At 72.0% G+C, this 18,443-nt stretch carries 16 protein-coding genes; 6 read left to right on the forward strand and 10 right to left on the reverse strand.

Annotated features, from left to right (window positions below):
- Window positions 1-33: 33 nt before the first annotated feature.
- A complete protein-coding gene (locus tag ACFV9Q_RS00105) occupies window positions 34-948 on the forward strand; it encodes a cupin domain-containing protein (RefSeq protein WP_377232590.1) in 915 nt (304 codons plus the stop codon).
- On the opposite strand, the gene ACFV9Q_RS00110 is transcribed toward ACFV9Q_RS00105, so the two are convergent.
- The 6 genes from ACFV9Q_RS00110 to ACFV9Q_RS00135 all read right to left on the reverse strand — a co-directional run bounded on the left by ACFV9Q_RS00110 (window position 945) and on the right by ACFV9Q_RS00135 (window position 8,578).
- On the reverse strand, window positions 945-2,639 hold the full coding sequence (locus tag ACFV9Q_RS00110; RefSeq protein ID WP_377232591.1) for an alpha-amylase family glycosyl hydrolase: 1,695 nt from the start codon (window positions 2,637-2,639) through the stop codon (window positions 945-947). The two genes, ACFV9Q_RS00105 and ACFV9Q_RS00110, sit on opposite strands and share 4 nt — an antisense overlap.
- Window positions 2,636-4,228, reverse strand: coding sequence for a glucoamylase family protein (locus ACFV9Q_RS00115; protein ID WP_377232592.1), 1,593 nt, complete (start codon window positions 4,226-4,228; stop codon window positions 2,636-2,638). Before ACFV9Q_RS00115 ends, ACFV9Q_RS00110 begins: the two co-directional genes overlap by 4 nt.
- A gap of 84 nt (window positions 4,229-4,312) precedes the next feature.
- On the reverse strand, window positions 4,313-5,500 hold the full coding sequence (locus ACFV9Q_RS00120) for a glycoside hydrolase family 1 protein (protein WP_377232593.1): 1,188 nt from the start codon (window positions 5,498-5,500) through the stop codon (window positions 4,313-4,315).
- Between the two features lie 10 nt (window positions 5,501-5,510).
- Complete coding sequence (locus tag ACFV9Q_RS00125) at window positions 5,511-6,407, reverse strand: carbohydrate ABC transporter permease (RefSeq protein WP_377232594.1); 897 nt, start codon at window positions 6,405-6,407, stop codon at window positions 5,511-5,513.
- On the reverse strand, window positions 6,407-7,297 hold the full coding sequence (locus tag ACFV9Q_RS00130; protein WP_377232595.1) for a carbohydrate ABC transporter permease: 891 nt from the start codon (window positions 7,295-7,297) through the stop codon (window positions 6,407-6,409). Before ACFV9Q_RS00130 ends, ACFV9Q_RS00125 begins: the two co-directional genes overlap by 1 nt.
- Before the next feature lie 3 nt (window positions 7,298-7,300).
- A complete protein-coding gene (locus ACFV9Q_RS00135) occupies window positions 7,301-8,578 on the reverse strand; it encodes an extracellular solute-binding protein (RefSeq protein WP_377232596.1) in 1,278 nt (425 codons plus the stop codon).
- A gap of 202 nt (window positions 8,579-8,780) precedes the next feature.
- On the opposite strand from ACFV9Q_RS00135, the gene ACFV9Q_RS00140 reads away from it, so the two are divergent.
- Window positions 8,781-9,788: a LacI family DNA-binding transcriptional regulator gene (locus ACFV9Q_RS00140; RefSeq protein ID WP_377229368.1), complete on the forward strand. Its 1,008-nt coding sequence runs from the start codon at window positions 8,781-8,783 to the stop codon at window positions 9,786-9,788.
- A gap of 73 nt (window positions 9,789-9,861) precedes the next feature.
- On the opposite strand, the gene ACFV9Q_RS00145 is transcribed toward ACFV9Q_RS00140, so the two are convergent.
- The gene (locus ACFV9Q_RS00145; protein WP_377229369.1) at window positions 9,862-10,626 is read right to left on the reverse strand and encodes a lysophospholipid acyltransferase family protein; all 765 of its coding nucleotides are present in this window, start codon (window positions 10,624-10,626) and stop codon (window positions 9,862-9,864) included.
- A 55-nt stretch (window positions 10,627-10,681) separates the two neighbouring features.
- On the opposite strand from ACFV9Q_RS00145, the gene ACFV9Q_RS00150 reads away from it, so the two are divergent.
- On the forward strand, window positions 10,682-11,407 hold the full coding sequence (locus ACFV9Q_RS00150; RefSeq protein WP_377232597.1) for a hypothetical protein: 726 nt from the start codon (window positions 10,682-10,684) through the stop codon (window positions 11,405-11,407).
- Between the two features lie 162 nt (window positions 11,408-11,569).
- Here the strand turns inward: ACFV9Q_RS00150 and ACFV9Q_RS00155 are convergent, their stop codons facing one another.
- A complete protein-coding gene (locus ACFV9Q_RS00155; protein WP_377232598.1) occupies window positions 11,570-12,514 on the reverse strand; it encodes an ROK family glucokinase in 945 nt (314 codons plus the stop codon).
- A 165-nt stretch (window positions 12,515-12,679) separates the two neighbouring features.
- Here ACFV9Q_RS00155 and ACFV9Q_RS00160 point away from each other — a divergent pair, with 165 nt between their 5' ends.
- Window positions 12,680-14,512, forward strand: a complete 1,833-nt coding sequence (locus tag ACFV9Q_RS00160) for an AMP-dependent synthetase/ligase (protein ID WP_377232470.1) — start codon at window positions 12,680-12,682, stop codon at window positions 14,510-14,512.
- A gap of 90 nt (window positions 14,513-14,602) precedes the next feature.
- Here ACFV9Q_RS00160 and ACFV9Q_RS00165 read toward each other — a convergent pair whose 3' ends face one another.
- Window positions 14,603-15,151 (reverse strand): GNAT family N-acetyltransferase, encoded by a 549-nt coding sequence (locus tag ACFV9Q_RS00165; RefSeq protein ID WP_377232599.1) that lies wholly within the window; start codon window positions 15,149-15,151, stop codon window positions 14,603-14,605.
- Between the two features lie 242 nt (window positions 15,152-15,393).
- Between ACFV9Q_RS00165 and ACFV9Q_RS00170 the strand changes: the two genes are divergently transcribed.
- Complete coding sequence (locus tag ACFV9Q_RS00170) at window positions 15,394-16,620, forward strand: pyrophosphate--fructose-6-phosphate 1-phosphotransferase (RefSeq protein ID WP_377229187.1); 1,227 nt, start codon at window positions 15,394-15,396, stop codon at window positions 16,618-16,620.
- 76 nt (window positions 16,621-16,696) lie between these two features.
- Window positions 16,697-18,058, forward strand: coding sequence for a class II 3-deoxy-7-phosphoheptulonate synthase (locus tag ACFV9Q_RS00175; protein WP_377232600.1), 1,362 nt, complete (start codon window positions 16,697-16,699; stop codon window positions 18,056-18,058).
- Window positions 18,059-18,077: 19 nt separating this feature from the next.
- Here the strand turns inward: ACFV9Q_RS00175 and ACFV9Q_RS00180 are convergent, their stop codons facing one another.
- The gene (locus ACFV9Q_RS00180) at window positions 18,078-18,443 is read right to left on the reverse strand and encodes an Rv2175c family DNA-binding protein (protein ID WP_377229185.1); all 366 of its coding nucleotides are present in this window, start codon (window positions 18,441-18,443) and stop codon (window positions 18,078-18,080) included.

Here is an 18,443-nt window from a genome sequence, read left to right on the forward strand (position 1 = left end):
CGTGCGCCGGGGCCACGGCGTTAGCATCTCGGCATGGACCTGGTCGGGGAGATGATCCGTTCCGTCCGCGTGGGCCACCCCGGTGCGCGGATGATCCGGCAGACCAACCGGCGCGGCGTCAGCTTCCCCGCCTTCGAGGGCAGCGGGTTCCACATCGTCCTTGCCGGCACCTGCTGGCTGATCACCGAGCACGACGACCCGATCGAGCTGCGGCCGGGCGACGTGGTGCTCACCTCCTCCGGTGCCGCGCACGGGCTCAGCCCGGTCCCCGCCCTGCTGCGGGACCTGACGCCCGTCGTGCTGGGCCCGTTCCCGCCGGAGCCCGGCCCGGCCGCCTTCGAGTTCCTGTGCGGCGCCTACCGGCTGGAGCACGGCGCGGTCCCGCAGTACCTGCGGGCGCTGCCCGATCTCGTCGTCGTGTCGCCGGACCCCCACCGCAGCCGGCGGCTGGGGGCGCTGACCGACCTGCTGCGCGCGGAGGTGTCCGCCAGCCCGGCGGGCGACGACGCGACGCTCCCGGCGCTGCTGGACCTGGTGCTCGTCCACGTGCTGCGGCAGTGGCACGAGGAGCACGACGTGGCCGGCCGCCCGGTGACCGACGACCCGGCGATCGCGGCCGCGCTCCGGCAGATCCACGAGAACCCCGGGCTCCCGTGGAGCGTGGAACGGCTCGGCCGGGCCGCGGGCCTGCCGCGCACCGCCTTCGCCCGGCGCTTTACCGAGGCGGTCGGACGGCCGCCCATGCGCTACCTCACGGACCGGCGTCTGGAGCGCGCGGCGAGCCTGCTGCGCGAGACGGACGCGCCGCTGGCCGCGATCGCCCGCCGCGTCGGGTACTCGACGGAGTTCGCCTTCTCGGCTGCCTTCCGCCGGGAGTACGGCACGTCCCCGGGCGGCTTCCGCCGGGGCCCGGAGAGCGGCCGGGCCCCGGCGAGCGGGCTGGGTTAGGCGGCGGGCGCGGGGTAGGGCGCCGTGCGGTCGGGCACCGTGTGGTTGGCTGCCGCGAGGTCGAGCACCGCGTAGCCGTGCCCCTCCAGGTGCACGACGTCGGTCCCGCCGTCGCCCGCCTCGCCGTCGCCGGCCTCGCCCACGCCTGCCTCGACCCGCAGGCCCCGGGCGACCAGCGGCCGCGCGCCCGCGGCGCCGTCCAGCGGGAGCCGCACGGCCGCGCGGCCCGGGTTGAGCACCACGGCGAGCGTGCCCCCGCGCACGTACGCCAGAGGGTATCCGGTGGCGAGCACCTCGACGGGGGCGGCCACGTCGAGCCGCTCGTCGCCGTGCCGCAGGGCGATGAGGTCGCGCACCAGCCGCAGCAGCGAGCCGTCGTCGTCGACCTGGGCGGCGACCGTGGGCCGGTCGGGGTCGGGGTCCTGCGGCAGGTACGTCGATGTCGCCGGCTTGCCGGGGCCATACGGGTCCGCGGGCAGGTCGCCCCACTGCATCGGCGTGCGCGAGCCCGCCCGGTCGTAGGCCGGGCCCAGCCGCGAGCCCTCCAGGGTCGGCGTGCCGGGCACGTATCGCATGCCGATCTCGTCGCCGTAATACACCGACGGCATCGCCGGCCACGTCATGGTGAGCACGTGCGCCACGCGCGCCTGCTCGGCGTCGCGCGGGCCCGCGACGAGCCGCGTGAAGTCGTGGTTCGACGTCGGCAGGCCCACGACGCCGCCGTGGCCCGCCGCCGCGATGGCATCCGTCGCCGTCTGCCAGGCCTGCACGAACGTGGCCGCGTCGCCGGTCCCGTCGGCTCCGGCCCAGGGCGCGAGCTCGCCCCAGCCGGGGCTCACCGTGCCGGCGCCGTTGTTCCACAGCGACCGCAGCGGCAGCCCGTCGTCGTCCCCGCCGAACTGGAGGAAGAAGTCGGCGTGGAAGCCCGCGGGGACGGCGACCTTCGGGTCGCCCCACTCGCTGATGATCACGCGGCCGGGGAACTCGCGGTCCAGCCAGGCGCGCATCTCGTGCCACAGCGTGGCCGTCTCCACGTGGCCGGGGTCGTCCTTGACCAGGGACGCCGCCATGTCCACGCGGAACCCGGCCACCCCCAGGCCGAACCAGTGCGCCATGATCTCGCGCAGCGCGGCCCGGTTGGCCAGCGGCCCTGGAGCGTCGACGGGCTGCCGCCACGGCTCGGCCGGGTCCGTCCGGGCGTACCCGAAGTTCAGCGCCGGCTGCACGGGGAAGAAGTTGGGCTTGAAGTACCCACCGCGCTTGCCGGGGCCGGGCTGGAAGCCCTCGGCGGGCACGTCGCTCCACACGAACCGGCCGTCCGCCGGGTCGTCGGCCGACGCGCGGAACCACGGGTGCTGGTCCGACGTGTGGCCCGCCACGAGGTCGAGCAGCACGGAGATGCCGCGGCGCCCGGCCTCCTGCGTCAGCCGCGCCATGTCCTCGTTCGTGCCGTAGCGCGGGGCGACGGTCATGAAGTCCGCGACGTCGTACCCGGCGTCGGCGAACGGCGAGACGAAGCAGGGGCTGAGCCAGATCGCGTCCACCCCGAGCCAGGCGAGGTAGTCCAGGCGGTCGGTGATCCCGGCGAGGTCGCCGATCCCGTCGCCGTTCGCGTCCGCGAAGGACTGCGGGTAGATCTGGTAGAGCACGGTGCGCCCGAGGCGCGAGGCGAGGTCCACGGCGTCGGTCACCTGTCCCACCCTACGGCGAACGTCTCCATCGCCATCAGTGGCCGGACGGTGCGCTCCAGGTCGCCGGGCGCGACGTAGCGGCGCATCGCGTCGTCGGCCAGCTCGTTGCCGAGCGCGGCCATGATCATGCCCTGGTCCAGCGACAGGTAGCGCTGCGAGACCTGGCCGCTGCGAACGGCGACGGCGTCGTAGAAGCCGCCCGGGCCGTAGGCGTCGAAGTCCGCCGTGATGTTCCGCAGGTTGCTCATCGCCTCCCGCGGCGCGTACCGCAGGGCGAGGAACGACGCGTGCGGCGTCACCACGCCGTCGCCGTACTCCGTGGGCGCCGGCGAGCCCTCGCGGCAGCCCTCGTACGGCTGGTCGACGGTCGTGCGCTCCTGGTCGGACGTGTAGCCCGGCCCGTCCATCCCGAGCTGGTCCACGCCGTACTCGCGGTATCCGCCGGCCGGGTTGTTCGACGGCGAGAAGCCCCAGTACCCGTAGTCCGCCTCCCGCAGGCCGTGCTCGATCTGACCCTGCACGTACAGCGGGTGGTTACGGCCCCACGACCGCGGGCCCCACTTCTCCTCGGGCACGAACAACGGCACCATGAGCGCCTCGAACATGCTGCCGCCCCAGGTCGGGACCACCCGCATGCCCCGGTACGGCAGCGCGCCCTCGAACACGGGAACGCCCAGGTACTCGGCCCACTCACCGACCGGGCGCGTCTCGGTCCACGACCAGTCGCACGTGTCCGGGAACGTCCGGTACGTACCGAAGTAGTGCTCCGCCGGGATCTGGCCCTCGGCGATGCCGAGGTACGAGGCGATCCGCGGCTCGGTGTTGAACGCGCCGTAGTGGTGGCCCGTGTACCAGACGTCGGCGCCCATCTCGCAGTAGTCGCCCGCGACGGGCGCGGTCTCCTGCGGGTCGACGTCCCAGAACCCGCCCCGGATCTGGTTCTGCGCCGGGTCGTAGTAGCAGCCGAAGTCCATGTCCTCGCGGACGGCGTCCGCCTCGTCGGCCAGGGACGGCTCCGCGCGGCTCGTCAGCAGCAGGCCCGTGGCCAGCCAGCCGTTGTCCACGCTCGACAGGAACGGCTTGATCCGGTCGCCGCTCGTCGGGAACGTCAGGAGCTTGTCGCCCGTCGCCGGGTCGTACCAGTTGTAGAACATGCCGCTGGGCTCGTGCTTCTCCAGCCCCGCCACGGTGTGCAGCGTGGTCGCCAGGCGCTCGCGGGCCTCCTTGCGCCCGATCAGGCCCGTGTCGCGCGCCACGACGGTGCTCCACAGGTACGCGCCGATGTTGGTCGGCGACGTGTAGCCGCCGCGGCTGGCCGGGTCCAGGTCGCCGCCGATGTTGTCGTCGGGCAGGCCCGTCTCCTCGTCGACCAGGGCCTCGAACGAGCGCCAGGTGTCGGCGGCCCAGGCGCGGAGCTGACGGCGGTCCTGTGCGGTGCTCCCGGCCTGGGCCTGCACTCCGGCCTGGGCGCTGCTTCCGGCCTGAGTCCCGGCCGGGGCCGACGTCGCCCCCGTGGCGCTCGCCGGCAGTGCGGCGAACCCCAGGGCGGCGACGGCGGCCGTCGCTACCGCGGTGCGGATCCTGCTCATGATGTGTCTCCTACGTCGTCGTAGTGGTGACAGGGCAGTGCTGGTGACAGGGCAGTGCTGTGCGGTCCAGCGGTGCGGGACGGGTCAGGCGGGCAGCTCGCCCGTCCGCGCGACCTTGCCGAGCCACGCGAGGCTCGGCTTGGGCGTGCGCTCGAAGGTGGTGCGGTCCACGGCGATCAGCCCGAACGTGGGCCGGAAGCCGCTCATCCACTCGTAGTTGTCGAGCAGCGACCAGTGCAGGTAGCCGTCGACGCGGCAGCCCGCGGACATCGCGCGGGCCATGCCCTGCAGGGCGCCGGTCGTGTAGTCGATGCGGCGGGCGTCGTCGGCGGTGGCCATGCCGTTCTCGGTGACGATCATCGGCACGCCGCCGGTGATCTTGTGGGTGTACTCCAGCGCCTCGCCGAGCGCCTGCGGGTAGTACTCCCAGCCGGTCAGCGTCTTCTCGACGTCGTCGCCGAAGGGGATGGGCTCGCCGTCGACCCCGATGATGGTGCGCAGGTAGCTCTGCACGCCCACGAAGTCGTCACCGCGCGCGACCTCCAGGAAGAAGTCCTCGCGCGGGTAGGCGTACGCGTCGCGGGCCTCCTCCGCGCCCGGCGCGGCCTGGAACACCTGGTTGGCGATGGTCCACCCGGCCTGCACGTGGCCCAGGCCGTGCAGGATGTCGACGGCGCGGCGGTGGGCCGTCGCCTGGATCTCGGAGGCGGCCTGGTCCGGGGCGGCGAGCCCGGCGGCGTCCAGGTTGGTGCGCCGGCTCGCGCCGAGCATCATCGAGGTGATGTTGGGTTCGTTGATGGTCACCACGTGGCGGACGTCGCCCAGGATCTGGCTGGCCGTCTCGACGTAGCGGCTGAACAGGTCGACGGCGTCGGGCGCGAACCACCCGCCGCGCTCGGCGAACCACCGCGGCAGCGTGAAGTGCAGCAGCGTGACCATCGGCGTCACGCCCGCCGCCAGGCAGGTGTCGATCATCCGCCGGTAGTGGTCGAGCTGCGCCCGCGAGAACTCGCCCTGCGCCGGCTCGATGCGCGCCCACTCGATCGAGAAGCGGTACGCGTTCAGGCCGGCGTCCGCCAGCAGCGCGATGTCCTCGCCGTAGCGGTGGTAGCTGTCGACGGCGTCGCCGGAGCTCTCCGCGCACAGCGACCCGGCGACGTGCTCCTTGGCCCACCAGTCGCTGTTGGTGTTGCCGCCCTCGATCTGGTGCGCGGCGGTGGAGGCACCCCACAGGAACGTGGGCGCGGTGGGCAGCGTGATCTGTTCGGTCACGGAAGAACTCCTACTTCAGGCCGGTGGTCGAGATGCCCTGCACGATGTGCCGCTGCAGGGCCAGGAAGACGATGAGGATGGGCAGCACGATGACGGTCGCGCCCGCCACGAGGAGGCCGTACTGCACGGTGTTCTGCCCCGTGGAGTACAGGGCCAGCGCGACGGGCAGCGTGTACTTGTCGGCCGACTGCACGGCGACCAGGGGCCACAGGAAGTTGTTCCAGGACCCGAGGAACGTCAGGATGCCGAGCGTCGCCAGCGCGGGCTTGGTCTGCGGCAGCACGACGGCGAAGAACGTCCGGAACTCGCCGGCCCCGTCGACGCGGGCGGCGTCGAGCAGCTCGTCCGGGATGTCGAGCATGAACTGCCGCATCAGGAACACGCCGAACGGCGCCGCCAGGAACGGCAGGATGAGGGCCGCGTAGGTGTTGATGAGGTCCAGGTTGGCCACGAGCACGAACAGCGGCACGAACGTGACCATGCCGGGGACCATGAGGGTGCCCATGATCAGCAGGAACAGGGCGCGGCGGCCGGGGAAGTCGAGCTTGGCCAGGGCGTAGCCGACCATGGCGCTGAACAGGACGGACCCGACGGTGACGACGAGCGCCACGATCACCGAGTTGGCGAAGAACCGCGGGAAGTCGAGCGACGCGAAGAGCTCGGTGTAGTTGTCCCACGTGGGCTGCTCGGGGAACAGGGTGGGCGGGAACTGCCGGATCTCGCCCTCGGGCTTGACCGACGAGACGACCATCCACACCAGCGGCCCGAGCGAGGCCGTCAGGCCCAGCAGGAGCACGACGTTGAGCAGGATCGCGCGCGGGGTGAAGCGGCGCGGGGCGGGCCCGCGCGTCGGGGAGGGACGCGGCGCGGTGCGGCGAGTGCCGGACCGCTCGGTGAGGACCGTCATCACTTCTCCGTCCTGAGCAGGCGGAACTGGAGGTAGGACAGGATCACGATGGCGACGAACAGCACGTAGCTCATCGCGGCCGACAGGCCGTAGTTCCCGAACCCGAACTGGTTGAAGATCTCGTAGGCCACCGAGTTGGTGGCCCCGAGCGGCCCGCCCTGCGTCATGACGAACGGCTCCTCGAAGAACTGCAGGTAGCCGATGCCGGTGATGACGGCGCAGAACAGCAGGGTGGGCCGCAGCAGCGGCACCGTGATGGACCGGAACTGCCGCACGGCACCCGCGCCGTCGATGGCCGAGGCCTCGTACAGGTCGCGCGGGACGCCCTGCAGCCCGGCCAGCAGGATCACCATGGAGTACCCGACGTTGCGCCAGGTCGCCATCATGATCAGCGCGGGCATGGCCCAGGTCTCGTCGGTGAGCCAGCGCGGCCCCTCGACGCCGACCAGGCCGAGGGCCGAGTTCACCAGCCCAAAGTCGGGCTGCAGGAGGAACCGCCACACCACCGCCACCGCGACGATCGACGTCACGACCGGTGCGTAGAAGCCGACGCGGAACACGGACCGGAACCAGGTCAGGCCCGAGTTCAGCAGGACCGCCAGCAGCAGCGCCACCCCGAGCGTGAGCGGCATGGCCACCCCGACGAAATAGAGCGTGTTGCCGGCGGCCTGCTGGAACTTCGGGTCGGCCAGCACGGCCGCGAAGTTGTCGAACCCCACGAAGTTCACGGCCCAGGGCGTCCGCAGGTCCTTGCCCTGCATGTCGGTGAACGCCATGTACAGCGAGGACGCCACCGGGACGAGCATGAACACGGCGAACAGGATCGTGAAGGGCAGCGCGAAGCCCCAGGCGGCGAGGCCCGTGCGACGGCGGCGTGCGGAGATGGCCACGGGTCAGTCCAGGCCCGTCCCGATCGAGGTGGCCGCTTCCTGCATCTTGGTGGCGGCTTCCTCCGGGGTCAGGTCGCCCGCGATGGTCTGCTCGATGATGAGGTCGAGCTCGTGCTCGATCTCCGACCAGGTGGGGATCGCGGGGGTGGAGCGCGCGGTCTCCAGCACGCCCTGGTACATGGCCACGGCCTCGTCGTCGGCCAGCGCGGGGTCGTCCCACGAGGTCTGGACCGCCGGCAGGTCGTTCGAGATGCCGAACCAGTCGACCTGGGTGGCCGGGTCGGTGGCGAACTGCACGAACTTCCAGGCCGAGTCGGGGTTCGCGGCGTCCGCGAGGACGGCGAGGTTGGAGCCGCCGATGAACGACGCCGTCGCCTCGTCGGCGGGCAGCGGCACCACGCCGAACTTGTCGGCGAAGTCGTCACCCGCGGTGGTCAGCAGGTTGGCGCGCTCCCAGGGGCCCGAGACGAACGAGCCGAGCTTGCCGTCGATGAAGTTCTGCACCTTCTCGTCCTCGACGAGCACCGGCGGGGCGAGCCCGTCGCGCATGAACGAGGAGTAGTACTCCAGCGCCTTGACCTGGGCGGCGTTGTCGAGCGTGAACTCGCCGGCGTCGTCCAGGATCTCGCCGCCCGCCTGCCAGTAGAACGGGAAGTACATCAGGGCGGTCGAGTTGCCGCGCGTCTGGAGCGCGATGCCGTGCTCGGCCCCGGCGTCCTGCAGCCCGGCCGCGAAGTCGGTGAGGCCCGCCCAGTCCGCGGGCGCCTCGACGCCGGCCTCCTCGGCGAGGTCGGTGCGGTAGTAGAGCACCCGCGACTCGACGTACCACGGCACGCCGTACGAGGTGCCGTCGACCTCCGTGGTCTCCCAGGCGCCCGGGAAGAACGCCGAGGAGTCGATGCTCTCGGGCGTGGGCGCGAGGCCGTCCAGGCCCACGAACCCGCTCATCAGGGTGGTGCCGACCTGCATGACGTCGGGCACCTCGCCGGTGGCGATGGCGGTGTTGATCTTCTCGGTGGACGACTCCCACGGCACGGGCGTCACGTTCACGGTGACGTCGGGGTTGTCGGCCTCGAACTGCTCGGCGAGCTCGGGCAGCAGCTCACCCTCCGTGCCCATCGCCCACACCTCGACGGTGCCCGTGGCGGGGCCCTCCGAGATGTCGCTGGCGCTGTCTGCCGTGGTGCCGGCCTCGTCGCTGCGTCCGCACCCGGTCAGGGCGAGGGCCAGCGTGAGGGTCGACGCCGTCGCCGCTGCGGCGAGGCGAGGTGTCCTGTTCACGATCACTCCTTTGTTGACCTGCTTCCGAAATTTCGAAGCCGAATCTCGGAAAGACCCCGGGAGGTTAGACGGGCCGCAGGGTGGTGTCAACCAGCCCGAGCCCCGCTACCGCTTGGTTTACCGGAGCACGCGACGCGATGGACTACCATCCTGATTTCGGAAACGCTCGCTTCTCGCTTCACCGATGTCCGACGGAGGACCCATGGCAACCGACCAGCCGCACATCCCGCTCGCCGTCGTGGCGGCCGAGGCGGGCGTCTCGGTCCCGACGGTCTCCAAGGTCCTCAACGCGCGCCCCGACGTGTCCGGCAAGACCCGGGCGCGCGTCACCGAGGCGCTCGCGCGGCACGGCTACGAGGTGCGTCCGCCGCAGGCCAAGCCCACCGGCATCATCGACGTCCGCATCGTCGACTTCGAGGGGACGTGGTCCGAGGCCGTGGTCCGGGGCGCCGTCGCCGGCGCCCGCCGGTTCGGGCTCGACGTCGTCCTGGCGGTCGAGCCCGACCCCGACGACTGCAGCTCCTGGGTGCGGCACGCGCTGGAGCGCGGCACGGACGGCCTGGTCAGCATCGTCGCGGTGCCCGACGCCGAGGCGCGGCGCGCCCTGGAGCAGACCGGCACCCCGCTCGTCGTCGTCGACCCGCGGCAGCGCCCGCCGGAGGGCATGCTCAGCGTGGGCGCCACCAACTTCCAGGGCGGCCTGGAGGCGACCGCGCACCTGCTGTCGCTGGGCCACACGCGCATCGCCACCATCACCGGCGCACTGGAGCAGGACAACGCCATCGCGCGGCTCGCGGGCTACCGCGCCGCCATGATCCGGGCGGGCCTGACCACCGACGACGACCTGGTCCACGTGGGCGCCTACGGCGTGACCTCCGGGTACGAGGGCGCGCAGCGGCTCCTGGGGCTGGACGACCCGCCCACCGCGATCTTCGCGAGCAGCGACGACACGGCGCTCGGCGCGCTGCGGGCGCTGCGCGAGGCCGGGCTCGTCGTGCCGCGCGACGTCTCGCTCGTGGGCTTCGACGACCTGCCCATCGCGCCGTGGATCGACCCTGCGCTCACCACGGTGCGCCAGCCGCTCGCGGAGATGGGCGCCACCGCCGTCGACCTGGTGTACCGCGCCCGCACGGCGAGCGGGCACACGCTGCGCACCGAGCTCGCGACCAGCCTCGTGGTGCGGAGCTCCACGGCGGCGCCGGTTCGCTAGGGACCAGCGCGGACCTGGCTCGTCAGCGGCGGCTGCGCGTCAGCGGCGCCCGGGCGTCAGCGGCGGCCGGGCGTCAGCGCTTGGGCCGGCGCGGCTTCTCGACCTCCGGCAGGGGCAGGCCGCCGGGGCCCTCCTCCGCCGTCGGGATCGCGGGCTCGCCGCGGGCCGCGCGCTCCTTCGCGCTGGCCGCGTACGCGTCCACGTACTCCTGGCCGGACAGGGCGAGGATCGCGTACTCGATCTCGTCGGCGACGGCGCGCAGCACGAACTTGTCGCTCTCCATGCCCTTGTACCGGCTGAAGTCGAGCGGCTCGCCGATCACGGCGCCGAGCGGCATGAACGTTGGGATCGTCTTGCCTACCGGCTGGGCGACCTCGGTGTCGACCATGGCGACGGGGATGACGGGGGCGCCCGACTCGAGCGCCATGCGGGCCACGCCCGTCTTCGCCTTGTAGAGGCGGCCGTCGGGGCTGCGGGTGCCCTCGGGGTAGATGCCGAACAGGCTGCCCTCGCGCAGCACGCGCAGGCCGGTGCGCAGCGCGGCCTCGCTCGCGGCGCCGCCGGAGCGGTCCACGGGGATGACGCCGATGCCCGTCATGAACCAGGCCACGATCTTGCCCTTGAGGCCCTTGCCCGTGAAGTAGTCGGACTTGCCGAGGAAGGTCACACGGCGCTTGATCAGCAGCGGCAGGATGAACGAGTCGATCACCGCCAGGTGGTTGCTGGCCACGATCGCGGCGCCGCTACGGGGCACGTTCTTGCCGCCGACGACCCACGGCTGGTACGCGAGGCGCAGCAGCGGGCCGACCAGCACGTTCCTCATCACCCAGTAGAACAAGATTCCTCCTCAAGACCCGCCCCCGCGGGCCCCCTGACGACAATAGAGTGTGCCCATGGCCGCATCGAACACCGACGACCGAGACGACGACGTGCCCGGCGACACCCCACGCGAGCTGGGCGACGACGACGTGGCATCGCGCTGGGCCGACATCGTCGCCACGCTCGGCGACATGGACGTCTCTCGGGCCGACGGGGAGACCGACGGCGCGGAGAAGTCCGCCGAATCTTCTCAGACATCGCGGCCCGATGACGAGGGCAGCGACGACGACGGGCGCGCGGACGGCGACCGGTCCGGTGACAGGTCCGGTGACGCCGGCGCCGGCCGGGGCGGCCGCCAGGTGGGCGGCTGGTCGGACGGCGGCTGGGCCGGCGGCGACTGGACGAGCACGGGTGACGCGGCCGACGAGCCGGGGTCGGGCTCGGCGTCGGCCGCGTCGTCGGACGCAACCGGGTCACGCACGCCCTCGGGCCCGCGCGACTGGCCGCTGTCGCCCGACGCCGAGGCGCTCGAGGAGGCGGAGTCCCACTTCACGCCGCCGGAGCCGCCCGCGCTGCTGTCCCGCGACCCGCTGCTCACCATGGCGTGGAGCTTCGTGGTCGGCGTGCCCGTGCTCGCGGTGATCGGCATGATCGTCTCCGCGGCGGTGCCGGCCGTCTCGATCCCGCCGCTCGCGGGTCAGATCGGGCTCGGCCTGTTCGTGGCCGGCCTGGGCGTGCTGATCTGGCGCATGCCGCACCAGCGCGACCCGGACGACGACGGGCCTGGTGCCGTCGTCTGAACCGGAGGCGCAGCGCAGGGTGAGGGCCGAGGAACGGAGGCATCTCGCCCGGAGCGGAGCCGCAGGTTCAGACGACAGAAAGCATCGTCTGAATGGTCAGGAAATGTCAGACCCTCAGATCACCCGGGTGATCTGAGGGTCTGACACGTTACGGGGACCGAGTCAGCGCCGCGCCAGGTCCGCCGCGCCGACGATGCCGGCCTCGTTGCCGTGCTCGGCCAGCTCGATCTTGGCCACGGGCCGGTGGCCCATCGCCGAGAGCTGCGCCTCGAAGCCGCGGCGCACCGGGCCGAGGAGCAGGTCGCCGGCCGCGCCGACGCCGCCGCCGATCACGATGAGCTCGGGGTCCAGCAGGGCCGCGACCGACGCGGAACCCTCGCCGATCCAGCGCCCGAGGGTCGCGAGCAGCTCGATCGACAGCTCGTCGCCCTCCTGGGCGGCCTCGGTCACCATCTTGCCGCGGATCTTCTCCGGGTCGCCGCCCGCGAGCTCGAGCAGTCGGCCCGCCTGGTCCACCCGGGCGACGGCGGCGTGCTGCGCGTCGCGCTCCAGGGCCCTGCCCGACGCGTACTGCTCCCAGCAGCCCTCGTGGCCGCACCCGCAGTAGTGGCCCTCCGGCACGACGCGCATGTGCCCGACCTCGGCGGCCATGCCCCACTTGCCGCGCACGAGCTCCCGCTCGGAGATGACGGCGCCGCCCAGGCCGGTGCCGACCGTGAGCATGAGCATGTCGGTGGCCTCGCGGCCCGCGCCGAACCGGAACTCGGCCCAGCCGGCTGCGTTGGCGTCGTTCTCGACCACGATCGGCAGGTCGGCGTCCACGAGCTCGGCGACCTTCGCCGCCAGCGGGTACTCCCGCCAGGCGATGTTCGGCGCGAAGTTCACGGACGTGCGGTCTGGGCTCACGAAGCCGGCCGCGGCCAGGCCGATCGCCCCCACCTCGTGCTCCTTGACGAGCTCGTTGCACGCGTCCGCGATGGCCCTGTCGATGTGCGCGACGTCGTCGGCGTCGGTCTCCCGGCGCACCTGGGCGAGGATCTTGCCCTCCTCGTCGACGACTCCCACAGCGATCTTGGTGCCGCCGATGTCGACCCCGATGGCGTGCATTCGTCCTCACGTTCTCTCGTTGCGCGACGGCCGCGTGGACCGTCGAAAAGGGGGCTGCACCGAGAAGGTGCGCACACCCAGGGTAGCGACCGCGAGGAGTGCAACACGCGGAGTCCGTTTCCCGGTATCTTTGCAGGCACGGTCAGTACTGCCACTGGAGTCAGAATGGACGAGATCTTCAGCCCGATCCTCATCGAGCTGCCCCCCACCTCCAATCTCAACGATGTTCTCGCCGAGCGGGTCGGTGCCGGCGCCGACAAGCCGATGATGGAGGTTCCTGCGGGGAAGGGCGAGCCCTGGCGGGTCGTCAGCGCCGGCGAGTTCGACGCCCAGGTGGTCGCTGTGGCGAAGGGCCTGGTGGCCCACGGGATCGAGCCCGGGGACCGCGTCGGCATCATGTGCCGCACGCGGTACGAGTGGGCCGTGCTGGACTTCGCGGCGTGGGCCGCGGGCGCGGTGCCCGTCCCGGTCTACGAGACCTCCTCGGCCGAGCAGGTCGAGTGGATCCTCTCCGACGCCGAGGTGAAGCTGGTCTTCGCCGAGACCGCGGCCAACGCCGCCACCGTCGCCGAGGTGCGCGACGCGACCCCGCTCGTGACCGACGTGCTCGTCATCGACGACGGTGCGCTCGACGCGGTCGCGGCCGAGGGCGCGGACGTGTCCGACGACGAGATCGCCCGGCGCCGGGGCCTGTCCGGCCTCGACGACCTGGCCACGATCATCTACACCTCGGGGACCACGGGTCGCCCCAAGGGCGCCGAGCTGACGCACCGCAACTTCGCGTCGCTCGCCGTGAACGCCGTCGAGGCCGTGCCGGAGGTGTTCGCCAAGGAGGGCGGACGCACCCTCCTGTTCATCCCGATGGCGCACGTCTTCGCCCGCTACATCCACGTGCTCGCGGTGGCCGGCGGTGTGGTCACCGGGCACTGGGGCGACACGTCCACGCTGGTCGACGCGCTGGGCGAGTTCAAGCCGACCTTCATCCTCGCGGTGCCGCGGGTGTTCGAGAAGGTCTACAACACGGCGGAGCAGACGGCGGCGGCCGGCGGCAAGGCGAAGATCTTCCACTGGGCCACGGCGACGGGCATCGCGTGGTCGCGGGCGCTCGACACGCCGTCGGGCCCGGGGATCGGTCTGCGGCTGCAGCACGCGGTCGCCAGCGCGCTGGTCTTCTCCAAGCTGCGCGCCAAGCTCGGCGGGCGCGCGGAGTTCGCGGTGTCCGGCGGCGGTCCGCTCGGCGAGCGGCTCGGCCACTTCTACCGGGGCCTGGGCCTGAAGGTGCTCGAGGGCTACGGCCTCACCGAGTCGACCGCCCCGACCAGCGTGAACCGGCCCACGGCGACGAAGATCGGCTCGGTCGGCCTGCAGCTTCCCGGCTGCGGCGTCAAGATCGCCGCGGACAGCGAGATCCTGCTCAAGGGCCACCACATCTTCCGGGCGTACCACAAGAACGAGGCCGCCACGGCGGAGGCGTTCACCGAGGACGGCTGGTTCCGCACCGGCGACCTGGGCGTGCTGGACGACGACGGGTTCCTCACGATCACCGGCCGCAAGAAGGAGATCATCGTCACGGCCGGCGGCAAGAACGTGGCGCCCTCGATGCTGGAGGACCGCATCCGCGCACACGCCCTGGTGAGCCAGTGCGTCGTGGTCGGCGACGGCAAGCCGTTCATCGGTGCGCTCTTCACGCTCGACGCCGAGGGCCTGCCGGGCTGGCTCAAGATGCACGGCAAGCCGGCGATGTCGGTCGACGAGGCGCGCAAGGACCCCGACGTCCTCGCGGCCCTGGACGGCGCGGTGCAGCGGGCGAACAAGGCGGTCTCGAAGGCCGAGTCGATCCGCAAGTACACGGTGCTCGCGGGCGACCTGACGATCGAGAACGGGTACCTCACGCCCAAGCAGAGCGTGAAGCGGGCGGTGTTCCTCAAGGACTTCGACGCCGACGTCGAGCGCCTGTACGCGGACAAGAACAAGGACAGCCTGCACCTCCTCAACTGAGGGTTCGGGGTAGGGGACTCGACTTCGGTCGGTTGCTTCGAGATCGGTCCGACGACGGACCGATCTCGAAGCAACCGACCGATCTCGTTCCTAGCTGGTCGTGAACGAGATCCAGGTGTCCGGCGGCAGGTCCGGGCGGCCCGGGACGGCGCGGTGCTCCTCCGTCCAGGCCGCGCCGACGGCGTCCGTGGCCACCGTCCGCCAGAACCGGACCGCCGGCGGGTTGGCGTCCTGGAACGCGACGTCCCAGCGGCCGGGGAACGCGGCCAGCACGTGGGCCGCGAGCTCCCGCCCGACGCCGATGCTCCGCACGCCGCGCACCACGAAGAACGAGCTGAGCACGCGGGTCGGCTCGTCGAGCCCGCGCACCAGCGCGAACCCGACGGGTGACGGCGGCGCACCGGCGGGTTCCAGGTGCGCGACGACGCCGCGCCAGCCCGGTTCGGTGAACGCCGCGTCCAGCCGCTCGCGCCGGAACTGGCCGCTCGGATCGGGCAGCGCGCCGGAGACCTCGGACATGTCGTGCCGGAACAGGAGCCACAGCCGTTCCAGGACCGGCTGGTCGGCCGGGGTCGTGGGCCGGATCGTCAGTCGTGCGGGCGGGGTCTGCGGCGAGTTCGTCATCACGTAGTTCGTCATAACGGAAAGCCTCCCGGGCCGCTAGGCGCCGGGAGGCTCATCGACATTCTCTCATGCGCGGGCCGCCGTCCGACAGTGCCCGTCCGGAAGTGCCGTCCGACAGGGCCCGTCCGGGGGTGCTCAGTCACCGGACGTGCCGAGCGCCACCCCCGGCGCTCAGTAGGATGACGACGAAGGGTGCCGCGCGGGCGAACGCCGGCCGTGGTGCCCCCGAAATTTCCCTGATGAGAGGTGCTCCTCCGATGGCTGTTCGTCGTGTGGCCCTGCTGACCGCCGGCGGCTTCGCGCCCTGCCTGTCGTCCTCGGTAGGCGGTCTGATCGAGCGTTACACCGAGCTCGACCCCGAGATCGAGATCATTGCCTACCTGCACGGCTACCACGGCCTGCTGACGGGCAACAAGATCGAGATCGGCGACGAGGCTCGCAAGCAGGCCCCTGCCCTGCACAAGTTCGGCGGCTCGCCGATCGGCAACTCGCGCGTGAAGCTGACCAACGTCAAGGACGCGATCAAGCGCGGCCTCGTCAAGGAGGGTCAGGACCCGCTGCACGTCGCCGCGGAGCAGCTCAAGGCCGACGGCGTGGACGTGCTGCACACCATCGGTGGTGACGACACCAACACGACGGCCGCCGACCTCGCCGCCTACCTGCACGAGAACGGCTACGAGCTGACTGTCGTGGGCCTGCCCAAGACGATCGACAACGACGTGGTGCCGATCAAGCAGTCGCTCGGTGCCTGGACCGCCGCCGAGGAGGGCGCGAAGTTCGCGGCCAACGTCATCGGCGAGAACCGCGTGGGCCCGCGCATGCTGATCGTGCACGAGGTCATGGGCCGCCACTGCGGCTGGCTGACCGCGGCCACGGCGCAGTCCTACCGCGGCTGGCTCGACGAGCAGGAGTGGGCCCCGGCCCTCGGCCTGTCGCGCGAGCGCTGGGACGTGCACGCCGTGTTCCTGCCGGAGCTCGAGATCGACCTGGAGGGCGAGGCCAAGCGCCTGCGCGGCGTCATGGACGAGATCGGCAACGTCAACATCTTCCTGTCGGAGGGTGCGGGCATGCACGAGATCGTGGCCCAGCTCGAGGCGGCCGGCGAGACCGTGGAGCGCGACCCGTTCGGGCACGTCAAGCTCGACACGATCAACCCCGGCCAGTGGTTCGCCAAGCAGTTCGCGGAGAAGCTGGGCGCCGAGAAGGTCATGGTGCAGAAGTCCGGCTACTTCTCGCGCGCCGCGGCCGCCAACTCCGAGGACCTGCGCCTCATCAAGTCGATGACCGACTACGCGGTCGAGTGCGCGCTGCGCGGCGAGTCCGGCGTCATCGGCCACGACGAGGAGGACGGCGACCGGCTCAAGGCCATCGCGTTCCCGCGGATCGCCGGCGGCAAGGCGTTCGACGTCTCGCAGGAGTGGTTCGGCCAGATCCTCGCCGAGATCGGCCAGCCGCTCGTGCCGGCCGCTCCCGCGGAGCACTGAGCACCGTGCGGGCACCACTGGCGTCACAGGCAGTAGCGGTATCGCTGGTAGCACCGGCACGGCGGGCGGCGGTCCGATGAGCACCGTCGCCGACCCGGCCGAGCGCGCCGCCGGTCCGGCGGGGCTGGACCACTACCGCACGCTGGAGGCGCGCCAGCAGCCGACGTGGCCGGACCCGGCCGCGCTGGCGGCCGCCACCGGCCGCCTGGCCCAGGCCGCGCCCATCGTGGTGCCCGCACAGGCCGACACCCTGACCGAGCGGCTCGCCGCCGCCGGCCGGGGCGAGGCGTTCCTGCTCCAGGGCGGGGACTGCGCGGAGACGTTCGCCGAGGCGAACGCCGACCGCATCCGCAACAAGATCCGCACCATCCTCCAGATGGCGGTGGTGCTCACCCACGGCGCGAGCACGCCCGTGGTGAAGATGGGCCGCATGGCGGGCCAGTACGCCAAGCCGCGCTCCAGCGACACCGAGACGCGCGACGGCGAGACGCTGCCCGCCTACCGCGGCGACATGATCAACGGGTTCCCGTTCACGCCGCAGTCCCGGATCCCCGACCCGGAGCGGCTGGAGCAGGCCTACCGGATCTCGTCGGCCACGGCCAACGTCGTGCGGGCCTTCACGCAGGGCGGCTTCGCCGACCTGCGGCAGGTGCACGAGTGGAACCGCGGCTTCATGAGCAACCCCGCCTACGCGCGGTACGAGAAGACGGCGGACGAGATCGACCGGGCCATCCGGTTCATGCACGCGTGCGGCGCCGACTTCGACGCGCTGCGCTCCGTCGAGTTCTACCTGAGCCACGAGGCCCTGGTGCTCGACTACGAGCGGGCGCTGACCCGCACCGACCAGCGCACAGGCAACGCCTACGACACCAGCGCGCACTTCCTGTGGATCGGCGAGCGCACGCGCCAGCTCGACGGCGCCCACGTCGACTTCATGTCCCGGATCGCCAACCCCATCGGCGTGAAGCTGGGCCCGACGACGACGCCGCACGACGCGCTGGCGCTCACCGAGCGGCTCAACCCGGACAACGTCCCCGGGCGCCTCACGTTCATCACGCGCATGGGCGCGGGCCGGGTCCGCGACGTGCTGCCGTCCCTGGTCGAGGCCGTGACCTGGTCCGGCGCGAACGTCACCTGGGTCACCGACCCCATGCACGGCAACACCATCACGTCGGACAGCGGGTACAAGACCCGCCGGCTGACGGACGTGCTCGACGAGGTTGCCGGGTTCTTCGAGGTGCACAAGGCGCTGGGCACCGTCCCGGGCGGCCTGCACATGGAGCTCACGGGCGACGACGTCACCGAGGTGCTCGGCGGCAGCGAGGAGATCTCCGACGCCGGCCTCGCGCTGCGCTACGAGACGCTCGTCGACCCGCGGCTGAACCACCAGCAGTCGCTGGAGCTGGCCTTCCAGGTCGCGGAGATGCTCCGCCGGTAGCGGGGCGGAGCAGCGCGGGTCAGAGCAGCGTCTGCGCCACCCGCCGCACCGCTGCGCGCTTGCCGCCGATCAGGGCGTCCACGGGCCGCTCACCGAGCTCGTCGTTGGGCGTGAACAGCCACTCGAGGATCTCCGCCTCGGTGAACTGCGCGTCGGACAGCACCATGATGGTGCCGCGGAGCGTCGGGATCACGCCGGGGCGGCCCTCGACGTCGGGCAGCACGAAGATCGCCGGGACCTGGAAGGTCGTGCGCTCGCCGCGCTTGATGCCGACGACGTGCCGGTCGCTCACCAGGCCGCGGGCCTTGCCGACCTCGATGTCGAGGGACTCGGCGAGGTCAGGGAGGGTCAGCCATTCGCCCACGAGGGCGTCGAGATCTGTCAC

Origin of the sequence: Promicromonospora sp. NPDC059942 (assembly GCF_042731755.1) — a bacterium.
Taxonomy (GTDB): Bacteria; Actinomycetota; Actinomycetes; order Actinomycetales; family Cellulomonadaceae; genus Promicromonospora.